This is a genomic window from Streptomyces sp. NPDC041129 (assembly GCF_055592265.1).
The window spans coordinates 339,725-360,311 of record NZ_JBVIYV010000005.1 but is presented as its reverse complement, the minus strand read 5'-3'; the positions used below and the strand labels follow the sequence as shown (position 1 = coordinate 360,311).

Annotated in this window: 17 protein-coding genes; 8 read left to right on the top strand and 9 right to left on the bottom strand. The window is 71.8% G+C overall.

Going from position 1 to position 20,587, the window contains the following annotated elements:
• Nucleotides 1-152 precede the first annotated feature (152 nt).
• Genes ACZ6B1_RS19575 through ssd form a run of 4 tightly spaced genes read right to left on the bottom strand, consistent with a single transcriptional unit; the run spans nt 153 to nt 4,103 of the window.
• Nucleotides 153-938: a type II secretion system F family protein gene (locus ACZ6B1_RS19575; protein WP_468779945.1), complete on the bottom strand. Its 786-nt coding sequence runs from the start codon at nt 936-938 to the stop codon at nt 153-155.
• Nucleotides 935-1,780, bottom strand: coding sequence for a type II secretion system F family protein (locus ACZ6B1_RS19570; RefSeq protein WP_468780143.1), 846 nt, complete (start codon nt 1,778-1,780; stop codon nt 935-937). Before ACZ6B1_RS19570 ends, ACZ6B1_RS19575 begins: the two co-directional genes overlap by 4 nt.
• 14 nt (nt 1,781-1,794) lie before the next feature.
• Nucleotides 1,795-3,000, bottom strand: coding sequence for a TadA family conjugal transfer-associated ATPase (locus ACZ6B1_RS19565; RefSeq protein WP_468779943.1), 1,206 nt, complete (start codon nt 2,998-3,000; stop codon nt 1,795-1,797).
• Nucleotides 2,997-4,103, bottom strand: a complete 1,107-nt coding sequence (gene ssd, locus ACZ6B1_RS19560; protein WP_468779941.1) for a septum site-determining protein Ssd — start codon at nt 4,101-4,103, stop codon at nt 2,997-2,999. The genes ACZ6B1_RS19565 and ssd overlap by 4 nt, the downstream gene beginning before the upstream one ends.
• Before the next feature lie 578 nt (nt 4,104-4,681).
• On the opposite strand from ssd, the gene ACZ6B1_RS19555 reads away from it, so the two are divergent.
• A complete protein-coding gene (locus tag ACZ6B1_RS19555) occupies nt 4,682-5,533 on the top strand; it encodes an HAD family hydrolase (protein WP_468779939.1) in 852 nt (283 codons plus the stop codon).
• Between the two features lie 359 nt (nt 5,534-5,892).
• Here ACZ6B1_RS19555 and ACZ6B1_RS19550 read toward each other — a convergent pair whose 3' ends face one another.
• A complete protein-coding gene (locus tag ACZ6B1_RS19550; protein WP_468779937.1) occupies nt 5,893-6,717 on the bottom strand; it encodes a Fic family protein in 825 nt (274 codons plus the stop codon).
• Nucleotides 6,718-6,817: 100 nt separating this feature from the next.
• On the opposite strand from ACZ6B1_RS19550, the gene ACZ6B1_RS19545 reads away from it, so the two are divergent.
• Nucleotides 6,818-7,798: an ATP-binding protein gene (locus tag ACZ6B1_RS19545; protein ID WP_468779935.1), complete on the top strand. Its 981-nt coding sequence runs from the start codon at nt 6,818-6,820 to the stop codon at nt 7,796-7,798.
• Between the two features lie 3 nt (nt 7,799-7,801).
• Here the strand turns inward: ACZ6B1_RS19545 and ACZ6B1_RS19540 are convergent, their stop codons facing one another.
• Nucleotides 7,802-9,067, bottom strand: coding sequence for a polysaccharide deacetylase family protein (locus ACZ6B1_RS19540; protein WP_468779933.1), 1,266 nt, complete (start codon nt 9,065-9,067; stop codon nt 7,802-7,804).
• 338 nt (nt 9,068-9,405) lie between these two features.
• Between ACZ6B1_RS19540 and ACZ6B1_RS19535 the strand changes: the two genes are divergently transcribed.
• From ACZ6B1_RS19535 to ACZ6B1_RS19510, 6 genes are all read left to right on the top strand, one after another.
• Nucleotides 9,406-11,748 (top strand): bifunctional SulP family inorganic anion transporter/carbonic anhydrase, encoded by a 2,343-nt coding sequence (locus ACZ6B1_RS19535; RefSeq protein WP_468779931.1) that lies wholly within the window; start codon nt 9,406-9,408, stop codon nt 11,746-11,748.
• 117 nt (nt 11,749-11,865) lie between these two features.
• Nucleotides 11,866-13,821, top strand: coding sequence for an acetate--CoA ligase (gene acs, locus ACZ6B1_RS19530; protein WP_468779929.1), 1,956 nt, complete (start codon nt 11,866-11,868; stop codon nt 13,819-13,821).
• Between the two features lie 229 nt (nt 13,822-14,050).
• Nucleotides 14,051-15,508 carry a Na+/H+ antiporter NhaA gene (gene nhaA / locus ACZ6B1_RS19525; protein ID WP_468779927.1) on the top strand — a complete coding sequence of 486 codons (1,458 nt, stop codon included), beginning with the start codon at nt 14,051-14,053 and terminating at the stop codon, nt 15,506-15,508.
• A 74-nt stretch (nt 15,509-15,582) separates the two neighbouring features.
• Nucleotides 15,583-16,071, top strand: coding sequence for a phage holin family protein (locus ACZ6B1_RS19520; protein WP_468779925.1), 489 nt, complete (start codon nt 15,583-15,585; stop codon nt 16,069-16,071).
• Nucleotides 16,068-17,003, top strand: a complete 936-nt coding sequence (locus ACZ6B1_RS19515; protein WP_468779923.1) for an alpha/beta fold hydrolase — start codon at nt 16,068-16,070, stop codon at nt 17,001-17,003. The genes ACZ6B1_RS19520 and ACZ6B1_RS19515 overlap by 4 nt, the downstream gene beginning before the upstream one ends.
• Before the next feature lie 127 nt (nt 17,004-17,130).
• Complete coding sequence (locus ACZ6B1_RS19510) at nt 17,131-17,310, top strand: hypothetical protein (RefSeq protein WP_468779921.1); 180 nt, start codon at nt 17,131-17,133, stop codon at nt 17,308-17,310.
• 45 nt (nt 17,311-17,355) lie between these two features.
• On the opposite strand, the gene ACZ6B1_RS19505 is transcribed toward ACZ6B1_RS19510, so the two are convergent.
• From ACZ6B1_RS19505 to nth, 3 genes are all read right to left on the bottom strand, one after another.
• Entirely contained in the window at nt 17,356-18,555 is a 1,200-nt protein-coding gene (locus ACZ6B1_RS19505) for a MarP family serine protease (RefSeq protein WP_468779919.1), read from the bottom strand.
• Between the two features lie 118 nt (nt 18,556-18,673).
• Nucleotides 18,674-19,378, bottom strand: coding sequence for an NUDIX hydrolase (locus tag ACZ6B1_RS19500; RefSeq protein ID WP_468779917.1), 705 nt, complete (start codon nt 19,376-19,378; stop codon nt 18,674-18,676).
• A gap of 52 nt (nt 19,379-19,430) precedes the next feature.
• Nucleotides 19,431-20,351 carry an endonuclease III gene (gene nth, locus ACZ6B1_RS19495; protein ID WP_468779915.1) on the bottom strand — a complete coding sequence of 307 codons (921 nt, stop codon included), beginning with the start codon at nt 20,349-20,351 and terminating at the stop codon, nt 19,431-19,433.
• Nucleotides 20,352-20,587: the final 236 nt, after the last annotated feature.

Genomic DNA, 20,587 nt, shown 5'->3' with positions numbered 1-20,587 from the left:
TCCCGCACCGAAACCCACAGCTTTACGGCTTTCTTCCGCACCTCGAACTCCCTTCGTCCCAGCTTTCTCGTCCGTTTCCGAGACCACGCCTTCCGCGTCTCGCGCCGTCACGGGCACCGTGCCGCCCGCGGCCACTTCCGCCGCCGTTGCCGTCAGCCGCCACCCCCTCCCATCACTCCGCCCGCCAGCCCGATCACCACGGGCAGCACACCGATCGCGATGAAGGCGGGCAGGAAGCACAGCCCGACCGGCGCGGAGACCAGCACGCCCGCCCGGCGCGCCCGCGCCGTAGCCGCTCTGGCCCACTCCGCGCGCGCGTCGGAGGCGAGCCGGGCCACGGGACCTGCGGCGGGCAGACCCGACTCGTCGGCCCGTTCCAGCAGCCGGGCCAGCGCCCCGGCGCCGGGCAGGACGGCCAACCGGCGCCACGCGTCGCGCGGTTCACCACCGAGCCGCACCTCGGCCGCGCCCCGGTCCAGTGCGTCCCCGACGGGCCCGCCGAGGGCCTCCCCCACCGCCTGGGCGGCGATCACCGGGCCGGCCCCGGCCGCGATGCAGGCGGCCAGCAGATCCGCTGCGAGGGGAAGCTGGCGGGCCGCGAGCGCTCTGTCGACCTCCTCCGCCGGGCCCGCCGCCGCCCGCCGGAGCCGCCACCGCCACAGCCCCGCGCCGACGGCGAGCGCCACGACCGCGCCGACCGCGCCGCCGGCCAGCACCCACGCCCCGCACGCCGCCCCCGCGACCGGCAGCCACCGCCGCACCGTGTCCCCCACCTCGAAGGACCGGCCGGACTCGGCCTTCACCAGGGCCAGCAGTTCGGCCACCCTGCGCCGCGCCCGGCGCCGCCGCCGGGCCATGACCAGCCACCGGGCCGCCCAGCCCGCACTCAGCAGAACGACCACGACTGTCCCCAGCCTGTGGACGACTTCACCGCTCATACCGCCTCAGCTCCCCGCACGATCCGTCCCGCCCACCACACCCCGGCGCCCTCGAACACCGCTCCTGCCACCAGACATCCGAGCCCGGCCCCGCTGTGCAGCAGCACCCGCAGTGGGTCGGCGCCCATGGCCGAGCCGAGCAGCAGCCCCAGGGCGGGCAGCGCGGCGAGCAGCAGCGCCGTCGCCCGGGCCCCGGACAGCTGGGCCCGTAGATCCGCCCGTTGGTCCCGTTCGGCGCGCAGGGCCCCGTCCAGCCGGTCGAGGCCGTCCGCGAGCCCCGCGCCCTGATCCACGGCCACCCGCCAGCAGGCGGCGAGACCCAGCAGCCCCTCGGCGCCCGGCTGCCGGGCCGCGACGGCCAGCGCGCCCGGCACATCGCCGCCGAACCGCGCGGCCGCGACCACGCCGTCCTGCGCCTCACCGAGCCCGCCTGAGTCCCGGGCGGCCCGCAGCAGTGCCTCAGCAGGCTGCCGCCCCGCGCGCACCTCCCCGGCCAGCGCCCCGCACAGGCCGATCACCGCGTCCGCGCGCCGCTCCCTGGCCCGCCCGGTCTGCCGGGCCAGCCGCATCCTGCGCAGCACCGGCACCCCGGCAGCCCCCGCGACGACCGGAATCACCGAGGCTCCCAGCAGTGCGAGCAGCAGCCCGACCGCGAGCGACCACCATTCGGCCCGCAATCGGCCCTGTAACTGACGCAGTTCACCGAGGGTCCGCTCCCAGGAGGGCGGCCCGGCCGCCTCCCCCGCACCCCCGGCCAGCAGCAGCCTGGCGCGCCGCACCCCGTGATGCCGTCCGCCCAGCAGCCAGGCAGCCACCCCGACACAGGCCGCCGCCGCGCCCATCGACGCCTCAGTGCTCACTTCCCTCGCTCCTCTCGTCCCGGCTCGCTCCCGGATCCCCCGCTGAGCAGCTCCCGCAGCCGTTCCCAGCCCCGCTCCCGGCTGAAGGCCCGCACGCCCCACCGCAGCGCCGGCACCGTCCGCACCAGCCCCGAGTCGCCCCGCTCCAGCACGTGCACCTCGGCGATCCGGCGCCGCCCGGACCGGTCCCGTACGAGGTGCAGCACCACCGACAGCGCTGCCGCCAACTGGCTGTGCAAGGCCGCCCGGTCGAGTCCCGCCGCCGTACCGAGCGCCTCCAGGCGTGCGGGCACGTCGGCGGCGGCGTTGGCGTGCACGGTCCCGCAGCCTTCGTGGCCGGTGTTGAGCGCGGCCAGCAGATGCACCACCTCGGGGCCCCGCACCTCGCCGATGACCAGACGGTCGGGCCGCATCCGCAGTGCCTGCCGGACGAGGTCCTCCAGGGTCACGAGGCCGGCACCCTCCTGGTTGGCCGGCCGGGTCTCCAGCCGTACGACGTGCGGGTGGTCCGGTCTCAGCTCCGACGAGTCCTCGGCGAGCACGATCCGTTCACCGGGTTCGACCAGGCCGAGCAGCGCGCTCAGCAGTGTCGTCTTGCCGCTGCCGGTGCCTCCGCTGACGAGGAAGGACAGCCGGGCCGCGAGCAGCGCCCGCAGAATCCGGTCCCCGCCGGGGGGCACGGTGCCCGCCTCGACCAGTTCCCCGAGCGTGAACGCCCGGGGCCGCACGACGCGCAGGGACAGGCAGGTGCAGCCGACGGCCACCGGGGGCAGCACCGCGTGCAGCCGGGTCCCGTCGGGCAGCCGGGCATCGGCCCAGGGCCGGGCGTCGTCCAGCCGGCGTCCGGCCACGGCGGCCAGCCGCTGCGCGAGACGCCGTACGGCGGTCGCGTCCGGGAAGGCCACCGGGGTCAGCTCCAGGCCGCCGCCGCGGTCCACCCACACCCGGTCGGGGGCGGACACCAGGACGTCGGTGACGCTCGGATCGGCGAGCAGCGGCTCCAGCGGGCCGGTTCCGACGAGTTCCGACCGCAGATGCTCGGCCGCGCCGAGCACCTCGGCGTCACCGAGGACCCGGCCCTGTGCGCGAAGCGCCTGGGCGACGCGTGCCGGGGTCGGTTCGGCGCCGCTCTCGGCGAGCCGGCGGCGGACGCCGTCCAGGAGGGCCGTGACGTCGGCCCGGTCGAGTCCGGGCAGTGTCATCGGGGGCCTCCCGCCTCGACCAGCGCCTGTTCCCAGAAGGTGGCGCAGAAGCGGGCCAGCGGGCCGCGGCCGGTCGCGGCGGGCGGCTTGGCGGTGCCGTGCGCACGCTGCAGGGCCGGTTCGACGGGGACCTCGCCGGCCAGGGGCAGGCCGAGCAGCCGGGCGACCTCGCGGTCGTCGAGGCCGGGCGCGTACGGCCCGCGCACCGCCACGCGCAGGTCCCGTACGACCATGCCGAGCGCCGAGGCGACCCGGCCGGCGGCCGCGACCGCCCGCAGTTCGGCCGGGACGACGAGCAGCGCCAGGTCGAGCTGGGCGAGGGCTTCGGCGACCCCGTCGTCCAGGCGGCGCGGTAGGTCGACGACGACCGTGCCGCCGCGCCGCCGGGCGGCGGCGAGCACCGCGCGGACGGCCTGGGCCGGGACGGCCACGCAGTCGCCGCGGTCCCAGCTGAGCACCCGCAGCGAGTGCAACTGGGGCAGTGACTCCTCCAGCGCGCCGCCGCCGACCCGGCCGCGGGAGGCGGCGAAGGCGGGCCAGCGCAGTCCCTCGGCGGTCTCCCCGCCTAGGAGCACGTCGAGTCCGCCGCCGAGGGGATCGGCGTCGACGAGGAGGGTACGCAGCCCCTCGCGGGCGGAGGTGACGGCGAGGGCGCAGGCCAGTGTGGACGCACCGGCCCCGCCACGACCGCCGACGACCCCGACGGTCAGGGCCGGGCGGCCGACGCCCTCGGCGACGTCGGCGATGCGGTCGACGAGCCACTGCTCCCCGTCGGGCAGCATCAGGACGTGGTCGGCGCCGATCTGTACGGCCCTTCTCCACACCCCGGAGTCGTCCTGGTCACGGCCGACCAGCACCACCCCGCGCCGGCGTGCCGCTCCGCGCAGACGGCGGGCCGCGTCGTCGCCCACCAGGACGAGCGGGGCCGCTTCCCAGCCGCCGCCGTGATCGGGTACACCGTGGTGCACCTCGGGCGTGGCGCCCGCGGCCGCGCACAGGCGCAGCAGATCGTCCAGGAGATCCGCGTCCTCCGTGACGATGAGCGGCCGTCCCGGCAGGCCTCCGGTGGCCGGTGACGGGTCGTGGGCGACGGTTCCGGTCACGTGTGCTCCCCCTTCCCATGTCTTCCGCGTGACCTCCGAGGCCCCGCGATTCCCAAAGTGGTGAAGAACCGGCAAGCGACGCTCTTTGCAGGGCGACAGAAACCGGCCACAGGCACTCCGGCAATGGGAACCGGCCATGAACTCGCCGCCCTCGGAGCGCGTGGGAATCACGGTGCAGCGATCCGGGAAATCGTGTGGATCTTGGTCGAAAACCGTGGACAACTCAGGCGTTGTGAATATCGCCGTCACCCACACCGGTGACCTCCGGACCGGCCTCTTCGTGCTTCCGCACAGCAGCACGTCGATTACTTACCGTGACGGATTACGGGCACGCTGAAGTCCGGTCGACGTCGCACGCGACCGCTCGGGAGACATGTTGAAAAGGGGAGAAAACGCATCCGGACATGCGACGACCCCCGCCGGGGGGGAGAGCGGGGGTCGTCCCCACGGCCGACTCGGGGGGGGAGGAGTCGGACCGGGTTAGCACGGTCGCGAACGATCCGTGACTTCCATGGTGTACCCGAGAGCCTTCTCAGGCAAACCCACGCGCCCCACCTTACGCCGAATGGTGGGCACCTATGCTCAGGGGCGTGGAAAACCACTCCTTGCCCCGCGCAGCAGCCTTCTTTGACCTGGACAAGACGGTCATTGCGAAGTCGAGCACACTCACCTTCAGCAAGTCCTTCTACCAGGGTGGGCTGATCAACCGCAGGGCCGCGCTGCGTACCGCATACGCCCAGTTCGTCTTCCTGGCCGGCGGTCTCGACCACGATCAGATGGAGCGGATGCGCCAGTACCTGTCCGCGATGTGCCGAGGCTGGAACGTCCAGCAGGTGAAGGAGATCGTCGCCGAGACCCTGCACGCCCTGATCGACCCGATCATCTACGACGAGGCCGCCTCGCTCATCGAGGAGCACCACACGGCCGGCCGCGACGTGGTGATCGTGTCCACCTCGGGCGCCGAGGTGGTCGAGCCGATCGGGGAGCTGCTGGGCGCCGACCGCGTGGTGGCCACGCGCATGGTGGTGGGCGACGACGGCTGCTTCACCGGGGAGGTGGAGTACTACGCGTACGGCCCGACCAAGGCCGAGGCCGTCAGGGAGCTGGCCGCGTCCGAGGGATACGACCTGGACCGCTGCTACGCATACAGCGATTCGGCGACCGACCTGCCGATGCTCGAGGCGGTCGGGCACCCGCACGCCGTGAACCCGGACCGCGCGCTGCGCCGCGAGGCGGTCGCACGCGGGTGGCCGGTCATGGAGTTCGCCCGGCCGGTCCGGCTCAAGCAGCGGCTGCCCGGGTTCTCCGTACCGCCCCGCCCGGCCCTCGTCGCGGCGGCGGCCATAGGGGCGGCGGCCGCTACCGCCGGCCTCGTCTGGTACGCGAGCCGGCGCCGGAGCATCGCCGCCTCCCGACCGATCCAAGCCTGACCGATTCACGCCGTTTGAACCTGAAAGTAAAGATGTGCGGGCAGGGGTTCCGCTTGCTCCGGGGGTGCAGTACAAAGGGTTCAGGCCCGCGAGACCACAGGACATCCGTGAGGATCCCCTACTACTACGCACATGGCCCCACGGACCCCGCATGAACACCAGGCACCCACGCGACGTCGACCCGTCGATTACGGGCCAGCCGCACCAGGTGACGGGCAAAGTCCCCGACCTGATGGGCATATATCGAGGACGCTTGGTAACCCGGTGAGCATGCCAGCGGCGGTACGAGAACTCGTACCGCCGCAACCCTGTCCAGGCCCCCTTCCGGGGGCCTTTCGCATGCGCCCGCCGCTCGACGCTCAGGCGGCCCCGCGCTGCAGCGCCTCGCACACCGCGGTGGACTCGCGCACTCCGAGCTCGACCGCACGGCCGCAGTGGGCGATCCAGGCCGCCACGCCCTCGGGAGTGCCGGAGACATACCCGTCGAGCGCGGCCAGGTAGGAGGCGCGGCCCAGCTCGGCGTGGCCCACCTCGGCAGGGCAGACCGCCTTGGGGTCGAGACCGCTGCCGATCAGGACGATCCGCTCGGCCGTGCGCGCGACCAGGCCGTTGTGCGAAGTGAAGGGGCGCAGCGCGAGCAGTTCGCCGTGCACCACCGCCGCGGTGACCAGCGCCGGCGCCGACGAGCCCGCGATGATCAGGTCCGCCAGGCCCTCCAGCCGGCCCGAGACCTCCCGGGCGTCCGGCAGCGGCAGCTCGAGCAGCGGCTCGTCGACCGGCTCCCCCGCCTGGCGCGGACGGCCGACCTCGTCACCCTGGGTCGCGGCGGCCACCAGATGCAGCCGGGCCAGCACCCTCAGGGGCGACTGACGCCAGATGGACAGCAGCTGACCGGCCTCGGCCGTCAGCCTGAGCGCCGCACCCATGACCATCGCCTCGGTGTCGGCGCTGAAGTCGGAACGCCGCCGCACCTCCTCCAGGGCCCAGTCGGCACCGGACAGCGCCGCGGAGCCGCGTGCACCGCGCAGGGCGGCCTCGGAGGTGATCTCGTTGCTGCGGCGACGCATGACCCGGTGCCCGTAGACCCGGTCCACGGCCTTGCGCACGGACTCCACGGACTCGGCCACACCGGGCAGCGAGCCCAGGGCCGCGAGCGGATCGGCGGTCGCGCCTGTCGTACTCATGAGTACGACACTACGCACCCCACCACCCCACCCCACAAAGGAGTGGTCTTCTTCACTCAGCCTGACACTTAAAGCTACCGCTTCGCTACTGTTCGTGAACATGAAAATTGCTTTCGTCGGGAAGGGCGGCAGCGGCAAGACCACGCTCTCCTCCCTCCTCATTCGCCACCTCGTGGCTGCCGGCGCCCCGGTGCTCGCCATCGACGCCGACATCAACCAGCACCTCGGCCCGGCGCTCGGCCTCGACGAGGCCCAGTCGACAGCGCTGCCCGCCATGGGCGGGCAGCTGTCGCTGATCAAGGACCATCTGCGCGGCTCCAATCCGCGCATCGCGTCCGCGGCGACGATGATCAAGACGACCCCGCCCGGCGAGGGCTCGCGGCTGGTGCGGGTGCGGGAGCCGAACGCGGTGTACGACGCCTGTGCACGCCCGGTGGAACTCGACGGCGGCGCCGTCCGTTTGATGGTCACGGGCCCCTTCACGGACGCCGACCTGGGGGTCGCCTGCTACCACTCCAAGACGGGAGCGGTGGAGCTGTTCCTGAACCACCTCGTCGACGGCCCCGACGAGTACGTCGTGGTCGACATGACGGCGGGTTCGGACTCCTTCGCCTCCGGCCTGTTCACCCGGTTCGACATGACGTTCCTCGTCGCCGAGCCGACCCGGAAGGGGGTCTCCGTCTATCGCCAGTACAAGGAGTACGCCCGCGACTTCGGCGTGGCCGTGAAGGTCGTAGGCAACAAGATCCAGGGTCAGGACGACATCGACTTCCTCCGCGCGGAGGCCGGTGACGACCTGCTGGTGACGGTCGGGCACTCGGACTGGGTGCGCGCCATGGAGAAGGGTCGGGCACCCCAGTTCGGTCTCCTGGAGGAGGCCAACGTCCGCTCCCTGCAGACCCTCCGGGCCGCTGTCGACGCCACGTACGAACGGCGCGACTGGGAGCGCTACACGCGCCAGATGGTCCACTTCCACCTGCGGAACGCGGAGGCCTGGGGCAACGAGCGCACCGGGGTCGACCTGGCGGCGCAGGTCGACCCCGGTTTCGTGCTCGGTGAGGGCCTGGCGGCCCCGGTATGACGCCTACTGCTTGACCGCCGGCGCCCCGGGGACACCCTTGGGCGCCGGCGCCGGGCGCCCGGACATGAGGGACGCCCAGCCCTGCCGGGGCGCCTCGCCCACCTTCAGGGTGCGCAGCTTGGCCAGCGTCCGCGGGTCCTGCGCGTCCAGCCAGTCGGCCAGCTGGTGGAAGGAGACACAGCGCACCTCGGGCTTGTTGCACACCTCCTTCACCACCTCGTCGATGGCACGCATGTAGGTGCCGCCGTTCCAGAACTCGAAGTGGTTGCCGATGATCATCGGCGCGCGGTTGCCGTCGTAGGCCCGGTAGAAGCCCTTGAGCAGCCCGTCACGCATCTGGTCGCCCCAGTAGTCGTACATGTCGGGGTCGCCCTGGGTCTGGGTGCCGGACTGGTTGACCATGAAGTTGTAGTCCATGGTCAACTGCTCGTAGGTGTGCCCGGGGAAGGGGACCAGCTGCATCGACAGGTCCCACAGGCCTTCCCTCTTCTCGGGCCACACCTGATCGTCGACTCCGCTGGAGTCGTAGCGGAAGCCCAACTGGTGGGCCGCCTTCCTGAAGTTCTTCTGCCCCTCCAGGCAGGGGGTTCGCGCGCCGATCAGCTCCTTGTCGTAGTCGAAGGGCAGGGGAGCCGCCTTCTTCATGCCGGTGTTGGTCCGCCAGTTCTTCACGAACTGCTTGGCCTGGGTGATCTCGCTCTTCCACTCCTTCACCGACCACTCGCCGACGCCGCCGTCGGGACCGCAGAAGTGGCCGTTGAAGTGGGTGCCGATCTCGTTGCCCTCGAGCCAGGCCAGCCGCACCTGCTTGAGGGTGTCGGAGATGCCCTGCGCGTCGTTGAAGCCGATCTCCGAGCTGCCCGGGGCGTGCTGCGGCGGTCTGTAGAGCTCGCGTTTCTCCTCCGGCAGCAGGTACACGCCGCTGAGGAAGTACGTCATCGTCGCGTTGTTCTCCTTGGAGACCTTGCGGAAGTGGGAGAACAGCTTCTGGCTGTCCTCCCCCGCGCCGTCCCAGGAGAACACCACGAACTGCGGAGGTTTCTGACCGGGCTTGAGCCGCTCGGGGACGGGCAGGTGCGGCTGCCCGCCGGTGTACGCGGTGGACCCGTCGCCGATCAGACGGAGCACGCTGTTGGGCGCCGGCGCCCCCTGCCGCGGGCCGGACGCTCCTTCCTTCGGGCCGTTGCCGCCGGACGAGCAACCGGCCAGCGACGCGGTACAGGCCGCGGCGACCATGGCGCCAACGGCGATCCTCTGGGTGGCGGCCATCTTCCGCCCCACCTTCTTCCTTCTCTCAGGCAAACGCTGATGAGGGCGTTTTCAGGTGATGCGTGCCGGGTTGTACCGACAGCGCCGCCAAGGTCGCACGGGCCAGAGAAGGAATTAGTACGACAAGCCGATGAAATGATCGCTTCGCCCGTAGAGGTGACCTTTTACCCCATTTGCGACTAAAAGCTATGCATGACCTTTACTCTGCATTACGGTTCGTTTACGAAGCGTGACCCCATCCCGCCGCCGCACGCCGTGACCCCACGACCGCGACCGAGCCCCCGCACCGACGGGGACCCACCCCGTACGCGACCGCGCCACCCGGAGGAGACGGGACCATGACAGCCTGCGCACCCACCCACACCCACCACTCCCACCCGCCGCACAGCCCGCCCCGGGCCCCGCGTCGCCGCCTGGTCCAGGGCGCCGACCTGTCCGCGTCCGTCGCGGTCTTCCTGATCGCCCTGCCCCTGTCCCTCGGTATCGCCCTCGCGACCGGCGCCCCGCTCCAGGCCGGCCTGGTCGCCGCCGCCGTGGGCGGACTGGTCGCCGGCCGGCTCGGCGGCTGCCCGCTGCAGGTCAGCGGCCCCGCCGCCGGACTCACGGTGGTCACCGCCGACCTCATCCACCGCTACGGCTGGCGGACCACCTGCGGCATCACCGTCCTCGCCGGACTCGCCCAACTGGGCCTGGGCTGCCTGCGCGTGGCCCGCGGCGCGCTCGCCGTCAGCCCCGCCGTGGTGCACGGCATGCTCGCCGGCATCGGCGTCACCATCGCCGTCGCCCAGCTGCACATCGTCCTCGGCGGCAGTCCGGACAGTTCCGTCCTCGCCAACCTGCGCGCCCTGCCCGCCCAACTGGCGGACCTGGACCCGGCCGCCGTGGCGATGAGCGCGCTGACCCTGACCCTGCTGCTGGCCTGGCCACGCGTCCCCGGCCGCGCCGGCCGGCTGCTGCGCAGGGTCCCGGCCGCCCTGGTGGCCGTCGCCGGAGCCACCGTCACCGCCGCGCTGACCGGACTGGTGCTGCCCCGGGTCGACCTGCCGTCCTGGAGCAGTCACGCGCTGGCCGGACTGCCCGAGGGCCCGGGACTCGGCATCGCCGCCGCCGTTCTCACCACCACGCTGGTGTGCAGTGTGCAGTCGCTGCTCGGCGCGGTCGCCGTGGACAAGCTGGTCGCCGCCCGGCCCGGACCCCAGGCCCACGTCGGGCGCTCGGACCTCGACCGCGAGCTGCTCGGCCAGGGCGCCGCCAACATCGTCTCCGGGGCGCTCGGCGGACTGCCGGTGGCGGGGGTGGCCGTCCGGAGCACCGCGAATGTGAACTCAGGTGCGGTGAGCCGGAACTCCACGATGCTGCACGGCGTTCTCGTAGTAGTCGCCGCGCTGCTGATGGTCCCACTCCTGGAGTGGATCCCGCTCGCCTCGCTCGCCGCCCTGGTGATGGCGGTCGGCATCCAGATGGTGTCCCTGAACCACATCCGCACGGTGACACGCCACCGTGAAGTGCTGGTGTACGCCGCCACCACACTCGGCGTGGTGGTCTTCGGCGTCCTGGAGGGCGTGGCCCTCGGGGTCGCCGTGGCGGTCGCTCTCGCCCTGCACCGCCTCGCCCATACCCGCATCACGCACACGGAGAAGGAAGGAGTCCATCACGTACACGTCCGAGGCCAGCTGACCTTCCTCGCCGTGCCACGGCTCAGCAGAGCCCTGCATCTCGTACCCCAAGGCGTCCACGCCGTGGTGGAGTTGGACGGCTCGTTCATGGACCACGCGGCGTACGAGTCACTGCAGGACTGGCAGAACACGCACACCGCGCGGGGCGGAACCGCCGAGCTGACCGGCCGGCGCGGCGGAGTCCGCTCCCCGGACCCCGGTCCGGCCGCGACGTGCCGGTGCCGGCCCTGGACGCCCTGGCGCAACCACCAGGCCTGCTTCGCGCAGGCTCCGGCCACGCCCGTCACCCATGAACTCGCCCGTGGCATCAGCTCGTTCCAGCGGAACACCGCCCCGCTGGTGCGCGAGGAGCTGGCGCGGCTCGCGCGGGAGGGACAGCGGCCCTCGCAGCTCTTCCTCACCTGCGCCGACTCCCGTCTGGTCACGTCGATGATCACCTCCAGCGGTCCCGGCGACCTGTTCGTGGTCCGCAACATCGGCAATCTGGTGCCGCCGCCGGGCGAGGAGCACGGCGACCACTCGGTGGCGGCCGCCATCGAGTACGCGGTGGACGTGCTCGGGGTGCGGTCGATCACGGTGTGCGGGCACTCCGGATGCGGGGCCATGCAGGCGCTGCTGGCCGCCGGGCCCGAGGACGCGACGACCCCGCTGAAGCGGTGGCTCGGGCATGGGCGGCCGAGCCTCGCCCGGATGGCCGGCGACCACCGTGACCGGCCGCGGCTGGCCGGGCGGCTGGCCGCCGACGCGGTGGAGCAGCTGTGCCTGGCCAACGTGGTCCAGCAGCTGGAGCACCTGCGAGCGCACGACACGGTCGCACGCGCTCTGACGGCCGGTGCGCTGGAGCTGCACGGGATGTACTTCCACGTGGGCGAGGCGCAGGCCTATCTGCTCGACGGCAGCGGGGAGGCGGTGTTCGAGCATGTGCAGGGAGCCGCCGGAAAGGAGACGGAGGAGGAGGCTCAACAGGAGATCGGAACGGCCCCGGAGCTGCGGAGTCCGGTTTGACCGCCCAGCCGGTCGACAGGTCTAAACCAATTTTGCCGTCGACCCTTGTCATCGGACCCCCGCGTCTGATGAGCTGTGGCCTGGGACACAACGGACACCCTGGGAAAGGGAGATGTCGTGAGCAACGAAAGCCTGGCCAACCTCTTGAAGGAGGAGCGACGCTTCGCGCCGCCCGCCGACCTGGCCGCGAACGCCAACGTCGGGGCAGAGGCGTACGAACAGGCCAAGGCTGACAGGCTCGGCTTCTGGGCCGAGCAGGCCCGCCGGCTGACCTGGGCCAAGGAACCGTCCGAGACGCTGGACTGGTCGAACCCGCCGTTCGCGAAGTGGTTCAAGGACGGCGAGCTGAACGTCGCGTACAACTGCGTGGACCGGCATGTCGAGGCCGGGCACGGGGACCGGGTCGCCATCCACTTCGAGGGTGAGCCCGGCGACAGCCGCTCGATCACCTACGCGGAGCTGAAGGACGAGGTCTCCAAGGCGGCCAACGCCCTGCTGGAGCTCGGTGTCCGCAAGGGCGACCGGGTCGCCATCTACATGCCGATGATCCCGGAGACCGCGATCGCGATGCTGGCCTCGGCCCGGATCGGCGCGGCGCACTCGGTCGTGTTCGGCGGCTTCTCGGCGGACGCGCTCGCCACCCGGATCCAGGACGCCGACGCCAAGGTCGTCATCACCTCCGACGGCGGCTACCGGCGCGGCAAGCCGTCCGCGCTCAAGCCGGCCGTGGACGAGGCGATCACCAAGGTCGACAACGTCGAGCACGTGCTCGTGGTGCGCCGCACCGGGCAGGACGTCGCCTGGGACGGCGAGCGGGACGTGTGGTGGCACGAGCTGGTGGACCGGCAGTCCGCCGAGCACACCCCGGAGGCGTTCGACGCGGAGCACCCGCTGTTCATCCTCTACACCTCGGGCACGACGGGGAAGCCGAAGGGCATCCTGCACACCTCCGGCGGCTACCTGACCCAGGCGGCGTACACGCACTGGGCGGTGTTCGACCTCAAGCCGGAGACGGACGTCTACTGGTGCACGGCGGACGTCGGCTGGGTCACCGGGCACTCGTACATCGTGTACGGGCCGCTGGCCAACGGGGCGACCCAGGTCATGTACGAGGGCACCCCGGACACCCCGCACCAGGGGCGCTTCTGGGAGATCGTGGAGAAGTACCGCGTCACGATCCTCTACACCGCGCCGACCGCGATCCGTACGTTCATGAAGTGGGGCGACGACATCCCCGCGCAGTTCGACCTGTCGTCCCTGCGGGTCCTCGGCTCCGTCGGCGAGCCGATCAACCCCGAGGCGTGGATCTGGTACCGCAAGCACATCGGCGCCGACGCCACCCCGGTCGTGGACACCTGGTGGCAGACGGAGACCGGCGCGATGATGATCTCGCCGCTGCCCGGCGTCACCGAGGCCAAGCCCGGCTCGGCGCAGCGCCCGCTGCCCGGCATCAGCGCGACCGTCGTGGACGACGAGGCGAACGAGGTGCCCGACGGAGGCGGCGGTTACCTCGTGCTCACCGAGCCGTGGCCGTCGATGCTGCGCACCATCTGGGGCGACGACCAGCGGTTCATCGACACCTACTGGTCCCGCTTCCAGGGCAAGTACTTCGCCGGTGACGGCGCGAAGAAGGACGACGACGGGGACATCTGGCTGCTGGGCCGGGTGGACGACGTGATGCTGGTGTCCGGCCACAACATCTCCACCACCGAGGTGGAGTCGGCGCTGGTCTCGCACCCGTCGGTCGCCGAGGCGGCGGTCGTCGGCGCCGCCGACGAGACCACCGGCCAGGCCATCGTCGCCTTCGTCATCCTGCGCGGTTCGGCGTCCGAGGACGACAAGCTGATCGGCGCGCTGCGCGACCACGTCGGCGCCACGCTCGGCCCGATCGCCAAGCCGAAGCGGATCCTGCCGGTGGCGGAGCTGCCGAAGACCCGCTCCGGCAAGATCATGCGCCGGCTCCTGCGGGACGTCGCCGAGAACCGTCAGCTCGGCGACGTCACCACGCTGACCGACTCCACGGTCATGGACTTCATCCAGGCGAAGCTCCCGGCGGCGTCGAGCGAGGACTAGGGCCGGACGGCGGGCGGCGGCCACGCCGCCCGCGGGAGCGAACAGGAAGGGGCGTCCGGCGCGAACACGCCGGTCGCCCCCTTTTGCGCCTAATGTTCAGATCACCGGATGCGTCCCGCGACAACCTTAGGTAATCTAAACAAAGCTCGATGTGAAAGAGCCCAAGGTGCGCCGGGAAGTCTGGTCGGCATGTGCTCAGCCCTGCCCACCACACCCGGAGGTCTCCACCGTGGCCGCCCCCCGTGACACCGCGTCCCCCACCTCGCGCACCGGCCGCAAGGTGTTCGGGCGCCTGTCCCTGCCCGAGCGGACCGTCGTCACGGACGCGCTGCGCACCGAGACCGTGGGCGGCGTCCTGCTGCTCGCCGCCGCCGTCACGGCGCTGATCTGGGCCAACATCCCCGCACTGCACCAGGGCTACGAGTCCGTCAGCGACTTCCACTTCGGCCCCGCCGCCCTCGGCCTGAACCTGTCCGTGTCGCACTGGGCCGCCGACGGGCTGCTCGCCGTCTTCTTCTTCGTCGCCGGGATCGAGCTCAAGCGCGAGCTGGTCGCCGGGGACCTGCGTGATCCGAGGGCGGCGGTGCTGCCCGTGGTGGCGGCGCTGTGCGGGATGGCCGTACCCGCGCTCGTCTACACCCTGACCAATCTCATCGGGCACGGCTCCACCGACGGCTGGGCGGTGCCCACCGCCACCGACATCGCCTTCGCGCTGGCCGTCCTCGCGGTCATCGGCACCGCGCTGCCCAGCGCCCTGCGCGCCTTCCTGCTGACCCTGGCGGTCGTCGACGACCTCTTCGCGATCCTGATCATCGCCGTCTTCTTCACCGACCGGATCGACTTGGCCGCCCTCGGCGGCGCCGTCGCCGGGCTGCTGGTCTTCTGGCTGCTGCTGCGCGCGGGGGTGCGCGGCTGGTACGTGTACGTGCCGCTGGCGCTCGTCATCTGGGCGCTGATGTACAACAGCGGTGTGCACGCCACCATCGCCGGCGTGGCGATGGGCCTGATGCTGCGCTGCACCACCCGGGAGGGCGAGGAACGCTCACCGGGCGAACGCGTCGAGCATCAGGTGCGGCCGCTGTCGGCCGGGCTCGCCGTACCCCTGTTCGCGCTGTTCAGCGCCGGAGTGTCGGTGTCCGGCGGGGCGCTCGGGGACGTGTTCACCCGGCCCGAGACGCTCGGCGTGGTGCTCGGACTGGTCATGGGCAAGGCGCTCGGCATCTTCGGCGGCACCTGGCTGACCGTACGCTTCACCCGGGCCTCGCTCAGCCAGGACCTGGCCTGGGCCGACGTCTTCGCGGTGTCCTCGCTCGCCGGTATCGGCTTCACCGTCTCGCTCCTCATCGGCGAACTGGCCTTCGAGGGCGACGCGGCGCTCACCGACGAGGTGAAGGCGGCCGTCCTCGCCGGATCGCTGATCGCGGCCGTGTGCGCCACGGTGCTGCTGAAGATACGCAACGCCAGGTACCGCAGGCTCTGGGAGGACGAGGAGCGCGACGAGGACCAGGACGGCATCCCGGACGTGTACGAGCAGGACAACCCGGCCTACCACCTGCGGATGGCGGAGATTCTCGAGCGCAAGGCCGCCGACCACCGGCGCATCGCCGCCGAGAAGGCCGCCGCGGCGCGCCACGGGCTTCAGGAAGTACCGGGCGGGGCAGGCGATGAGGACGACCGTCCGGCATGATCTGACGAGACGGTACAAAACAAGACGGCACGCAAGACTTCAAACGGCACGCGAGACTTCAAAGGGAGAACGCGATGAGCGCACCAGACGGCAGCCCGGTCGGCGCCGAACGCAGCATCGGCCAGCTGTTCGCCTCGGCGACGACCGAAATGTCGGCGCTGGTGCACGACGAGATCGCGCTGGCCAAGGCGCAGCTGAAGCGGGACGTCAAGCGGGGGGCGACCAGCGGCGGCGCGTTCAGCGCGGCCGGGATGCTGCTCCTCTTCTCCCTGCCGATGCTCAACTTCGCGCTGGCGTACGGCATTCGGACCTGGAGCGGCTGGAACCTGGCGGTCTGCTTCCTGCTCTCCTTCGCGGCCAACGTGCTGGTCGCCGGCCTGCTCGTGCTCATCGGTGTGATGTTCGCCAAGAAGGCCAAGAAGAGCCAGGGCCCGCAGAAGGTCGCCGCGTCCGTGAAGGAGTCGGCGAGCGTTCTGCAGAACGCCAAGCCGCACCCGCGTCCCGAGCTGCCGCAGGACCGTGCGCCCCAGGCCATCGAAGCTGTGGCACGCTCGTCCTCATGACGGAACCCGCCGCGGCAGCGGCCGTACGGATCGACCTTCCCTCCGGGGAGAAGGTGACACACCGGGACGTCGCCGCGAACGGCGCGCGGTTCCACATCGCCGAGCTCGGCGACGGCCCCCTGGTGCTGCTGCTGCACGGCTTCCCCCAGTTCTGGTGGACATGGCGCCACCAACTCGTCGCGCTCGCCGACGCGGGCTACCGGGCCGTGGCGATGGACCTGAGGGGTGTGGGCGGCAGCGACCGCACCCCGCGCGGGTACGACCCCGCCAACCTCGCCCTGGACGTCACCGGGGTGATCCGCTCCCTCGGCGAGCCGGACGCCGCGCTGGTCGGCCACGATCTGGGCGGCTATCTGGCGTGGACGGCGGCGGCGATGCGGCCCAAGCTCGTGCGACGGCTCGCGGTCGTCTCGATGCCGCACCCCCGGCGCTGGCGTGCCGCGATGCTCCGGGACGCCCGGCAGACGGCGGCCGGCTCCTACATCTGGGGGTTCCAGCGGCCCTGGATCCCGGAGCGCCAACTGACCGCCGACGGCGGCGCGCTGGTGGGCCGGCTGATCCGGGAGTGGTCCGGGCCGCGGCTGCCGGAGGACGAGGCCGTGGAGACGTACCAGCGGGCCATGTGCATCCCGTCGACCGCGCACTGCTCGATCGAGCCGTACCGCTGGCTGGTGCGCTCTCTCGCCCGCCCGGACGGCATCCAGTTCAACCGCAGGATGAAGCGGCCGGTGCGCGTGCCGACGCTGCATCTGCACGGCTCGCTGGACCCGGTGGCCCGGACGCGCAGCGCGGCCGGCTCGGGCGAGTACGTCGAAGCCCCTTATCGCTGGCGCCTGTTCGACGGGCTCGGGCACTTCCCGCACGAGGAGGACCCGGCGGCCTTCTCCGCGGAACTGGTCAACTGGCTGCAGGATCCCGAGCCGGACAGGTGAGACGACGGGTGCGCCGGGTACCCGTCACTGAACACCTGTTCCTCGAACGGCCACATGCCTGCCGCATAGGCCAATTGGGGGGCGTGGAAGCGGTTATCGACCTTCGGGCGGGGGCAGACGTCGGGGTATGGGCTGGACGCACGACTACAGTGACGCACCCCGCAACCGCCGCTCGGCCTCCGGGCTGAGTTCCCCGCAGCGAGGCACTCCGCAGCTCGCGGAGGCGGACCTCAGGGTGGGGATTCCGCATATCCTGCGACGCCGTGCCCGCTGGGTCTCGGTACGCCTGCGTCACCCGCGCGGCTGATCCGCCGCACGGGAATCACCACGGCCGGTCCCCCGGTCTCCGGGCTCACAGGGCGCAGCTGTCGGTGCCCACCTGCTGGTTCGCCGTGCGGCCCCGGTTGATGTCCTGCTGGATCTCGTCCGCCGTGAGGGCGTAGCCGGTGTTGGCGTCGTCGAGGGACTTGGCGAACACCACGCCGTAGACCTTGCCGTCGGGCGTGAGCAGCGGGCCGCCGGAGTTGCCCTGGCGGACGGTCGCGTACAGGGAGTAGACGTCCCGGCCGACCGTGCCGCGGTGGTAGATGTCCGGGCCGTTGGCGGTGATGCGTCCGCGCACCCGCGCGGCCCGCACGTCGTAGGAGCCGTTCTCCGGGAAGCCCGCGACGATCGCGCCGTCGCCGCCGGACGCGTCCTGGGTGCTGAACTTCAGGGCGTTCGCCGTCAGGTCCGGTACGTCGAGCACCGCGATGTCGCGCTTCCAGTCGTACAGGACGACCTTCGCGTCGTACTTGCGGCCCACCCCGCCTATCTGGACGGTGGGCTCGTCGACGCCTCCGACGACGTGCGCGTTGGTCATGACACGCCGGTCGGCGAAGACGAAGCCGCTGCCCTCCAGTACCTTGCCGCAGCTCTGCGCGGTGCCGGTGACCTTGACGATGGACCGCTGGGCGCGGGCCGCGACCGCGCTGTTCGCCAGGGCCGGGTCGGGCGGCTCCACGTCCTTGATCGGCTCGTTGGAGAACGGGCTGAAGACCTGCGGGAAGCCGTTCTGGGCGAGGACCGAGGTGAAGTCCTGGAACCAGGTGTCGGCCTGCGCGGGCAGCGCCTCGGAGACGCCGAGCAGCACCTTGGAGTTGCGGACCTCCTTGCCCAGCGTCGGCAGGGTGGTCTGGGCGAGGGCGGAGCCGATCAGCCACGCGACGAGCAGCATCGCGACGACGTTGACGAGGGCACCGCCGGTGGCGTCCAGGGCGCGGGCCGGGGACCAGGTGATGTAGCGGCGCAGCTTGTTGCCGAGGTGCGTGGTCAGGGCCTGGCCGACGGAGGCGCAGACGATGACGACGACCACGGCGACGACGGCGGCGGTGGTGCTCACCCGGGCGTTGTCGGAGACGGCGGCCCAGATGACGGGCAGCGTGTACACGGCGACGAGACCGCCGCCGAGGAACCCGATCACCGACAGGATGCCGACGACGAAGCCCTGGCGGTAGCCCACGACCGCGAACCACACGGCCGCGGCCAGCAACAGGATGTCCAGCACGTTCACTGCTTCAGGCCTCGCCTACTCCACTCCGGTCCCAGCAGCCTCGGCCGGGGTCCGAGGGCCCGCGGCGCAGCCGTCGGCGTCACTGCCCTCGGGCGAACACAGCACGGGGATCACCCTGTCATGACCGCCAGTCGAGCGGGACCTGCTTCTCGCGGTCCCAGGGGCGTTCCCAGCCCGCGAAGTGCAGCAGACGGTCGATCACTCCGGCGGTGAAGCCCCAGACCAGGGCCGATTCGACCAGGAATGCCGGGCCCCGGTGGCCGCTGGGGTGGACGGCGGTGGCCCGGTGGGCGGGGTCCGTGAGATCCGCCACGGGGACGGTGAAGACGCGGGCCGTCTCGTTGGGGTCGACCACGCCGACCGGGCTGGGCTCGCGCCACCAGCCGAGCACGGGGGTGACGACGAAGCCGCTGACCGGGATGTAGAGCGCGGGCAGCACGCCGAAGAGCTGCACTCCGGACGGGTCGAGGCCGGTCTCCTCCTCGGCCTCGCGCAGCGCGGCTCTGAGCGGCCCGTCGCCCGCCGGATCGCCGTCCTCGGGGTCGAGGGCGCCGCCCGGGAAGGACGGCTGGCCCGCGTGGGAGCGCAGGGAGCCGGCCCGCTCCATGAGCAGCAGCTCGGGGCCGCGCTCGCCCTCGCCGAAGAGGATCAGCACGGCCGACTGCCGTCCCGAGCCGTTCTCCGGCGGCAGGAAGCGGCTGAGCTGGAGCGGCTGGACCGTCTCCGCCGCCCGCACCACCGGGCCCAGCCAGTCGGGCAGGCCCTCCTCGCTCAGCGTCACCGGCCCCCTGTGCGTGTCGTGCGTCTCGTGCGTATACGTCATCGCCACCCCCGTCCTGCCGTGTCCAACGCCCGAGGGCGCCGAGATCGTTCCGTCATCCGGCCCCCAGCGGCGGTGCGGGCCTGCCGCCTGCGTCGAGGTAGGCCTGCGGCGGCTTCAGGCGCTGGCCCGGCAGTCCGCCCTTCTCGTACTTCAGGAGCTTCTTCGCCTTCTCCGGGTCGGTCTCACCCTCGCCGTAGGCCGGGCAGAGCGGGGCGATGGGGCAGGCGCCGCAGGCGGGCTTGCGGGCGTGGCAGATGCGCCGGCCGTGCCAGATCACGTGGTGGGACAGGTCGGTCCAGTCGCTCTTGGGGAACAGCGCGCCCACGGCCGCCTCGATCTTGTCGGGGTCGGTCTCGTCGGTCCACCGCCAGCGCCGCACCAGCCGCTGGAAGTGGGTGTCCACGGTGATCCCGGGCCGCCCGAAGGCGTTGCCCAGGACGACGAAGGCGGTCTTGCGGCCGACACCGGGCAGCTTGACCAGGTCCTCCAGCCTGCCGGGCACCTCGCCGCCGAAGTCCTCGGCGAGGGCCTTCGAGAGCCCTATGACCGATCTGGTCTTGGCCCGGAAGAAGCCGCAGGGGCGGAGGATCTCCTCGACCTCCTCCGGGTTGGCCGCCGCGAGGTCCTCGGGCGTGGGGTACTTGGCGAAGAGCGCCGGGGTGGTCTGGTTGACCCGCAGGTCGGTGGTCTGGGCCGACAGGACCGTGGCGACCACGAGCTGGAAGGGGTTCTCGAAGTCCAGCTCCGGGTGGGCGTAGGGGTAGACCTCGGCGAGTTCGCGGTTGATGCGGCGGGCACGGCGGACGAGCGCGGTGCGGGATTCACCGGCCGGGGGCTTCACGGCGATCTTCTTGACGGGTGCGGTCTTCTTCACCGGCACGGCCTTCCTGGCCGCCACCGCCTTCTTGGCCGGCGTGACCTTTTTAGCCGCTTTGCCGCTTTTACTACTACCGCCGGAGCCCTGTTCGCCCACAGCGGAATTACGACGTACAACCACCCGTGCAGCCCCCTTGCCCTGTGCTCTCACCGGCGTTTTGGACACCCGGCCAGCCTAAAGCCCGGCACCGACATCCGCCCTGGACCCGGGGGATCGGCCCCCGATTGGACCCCTGCCGCTTACCCCGGGACATCTGTGCGGCATCCTTGTGACAGATCACACTGTTTGGACCGCCCGGCAAAACGGGGAACACGGTCCCCTGGTACACGGGG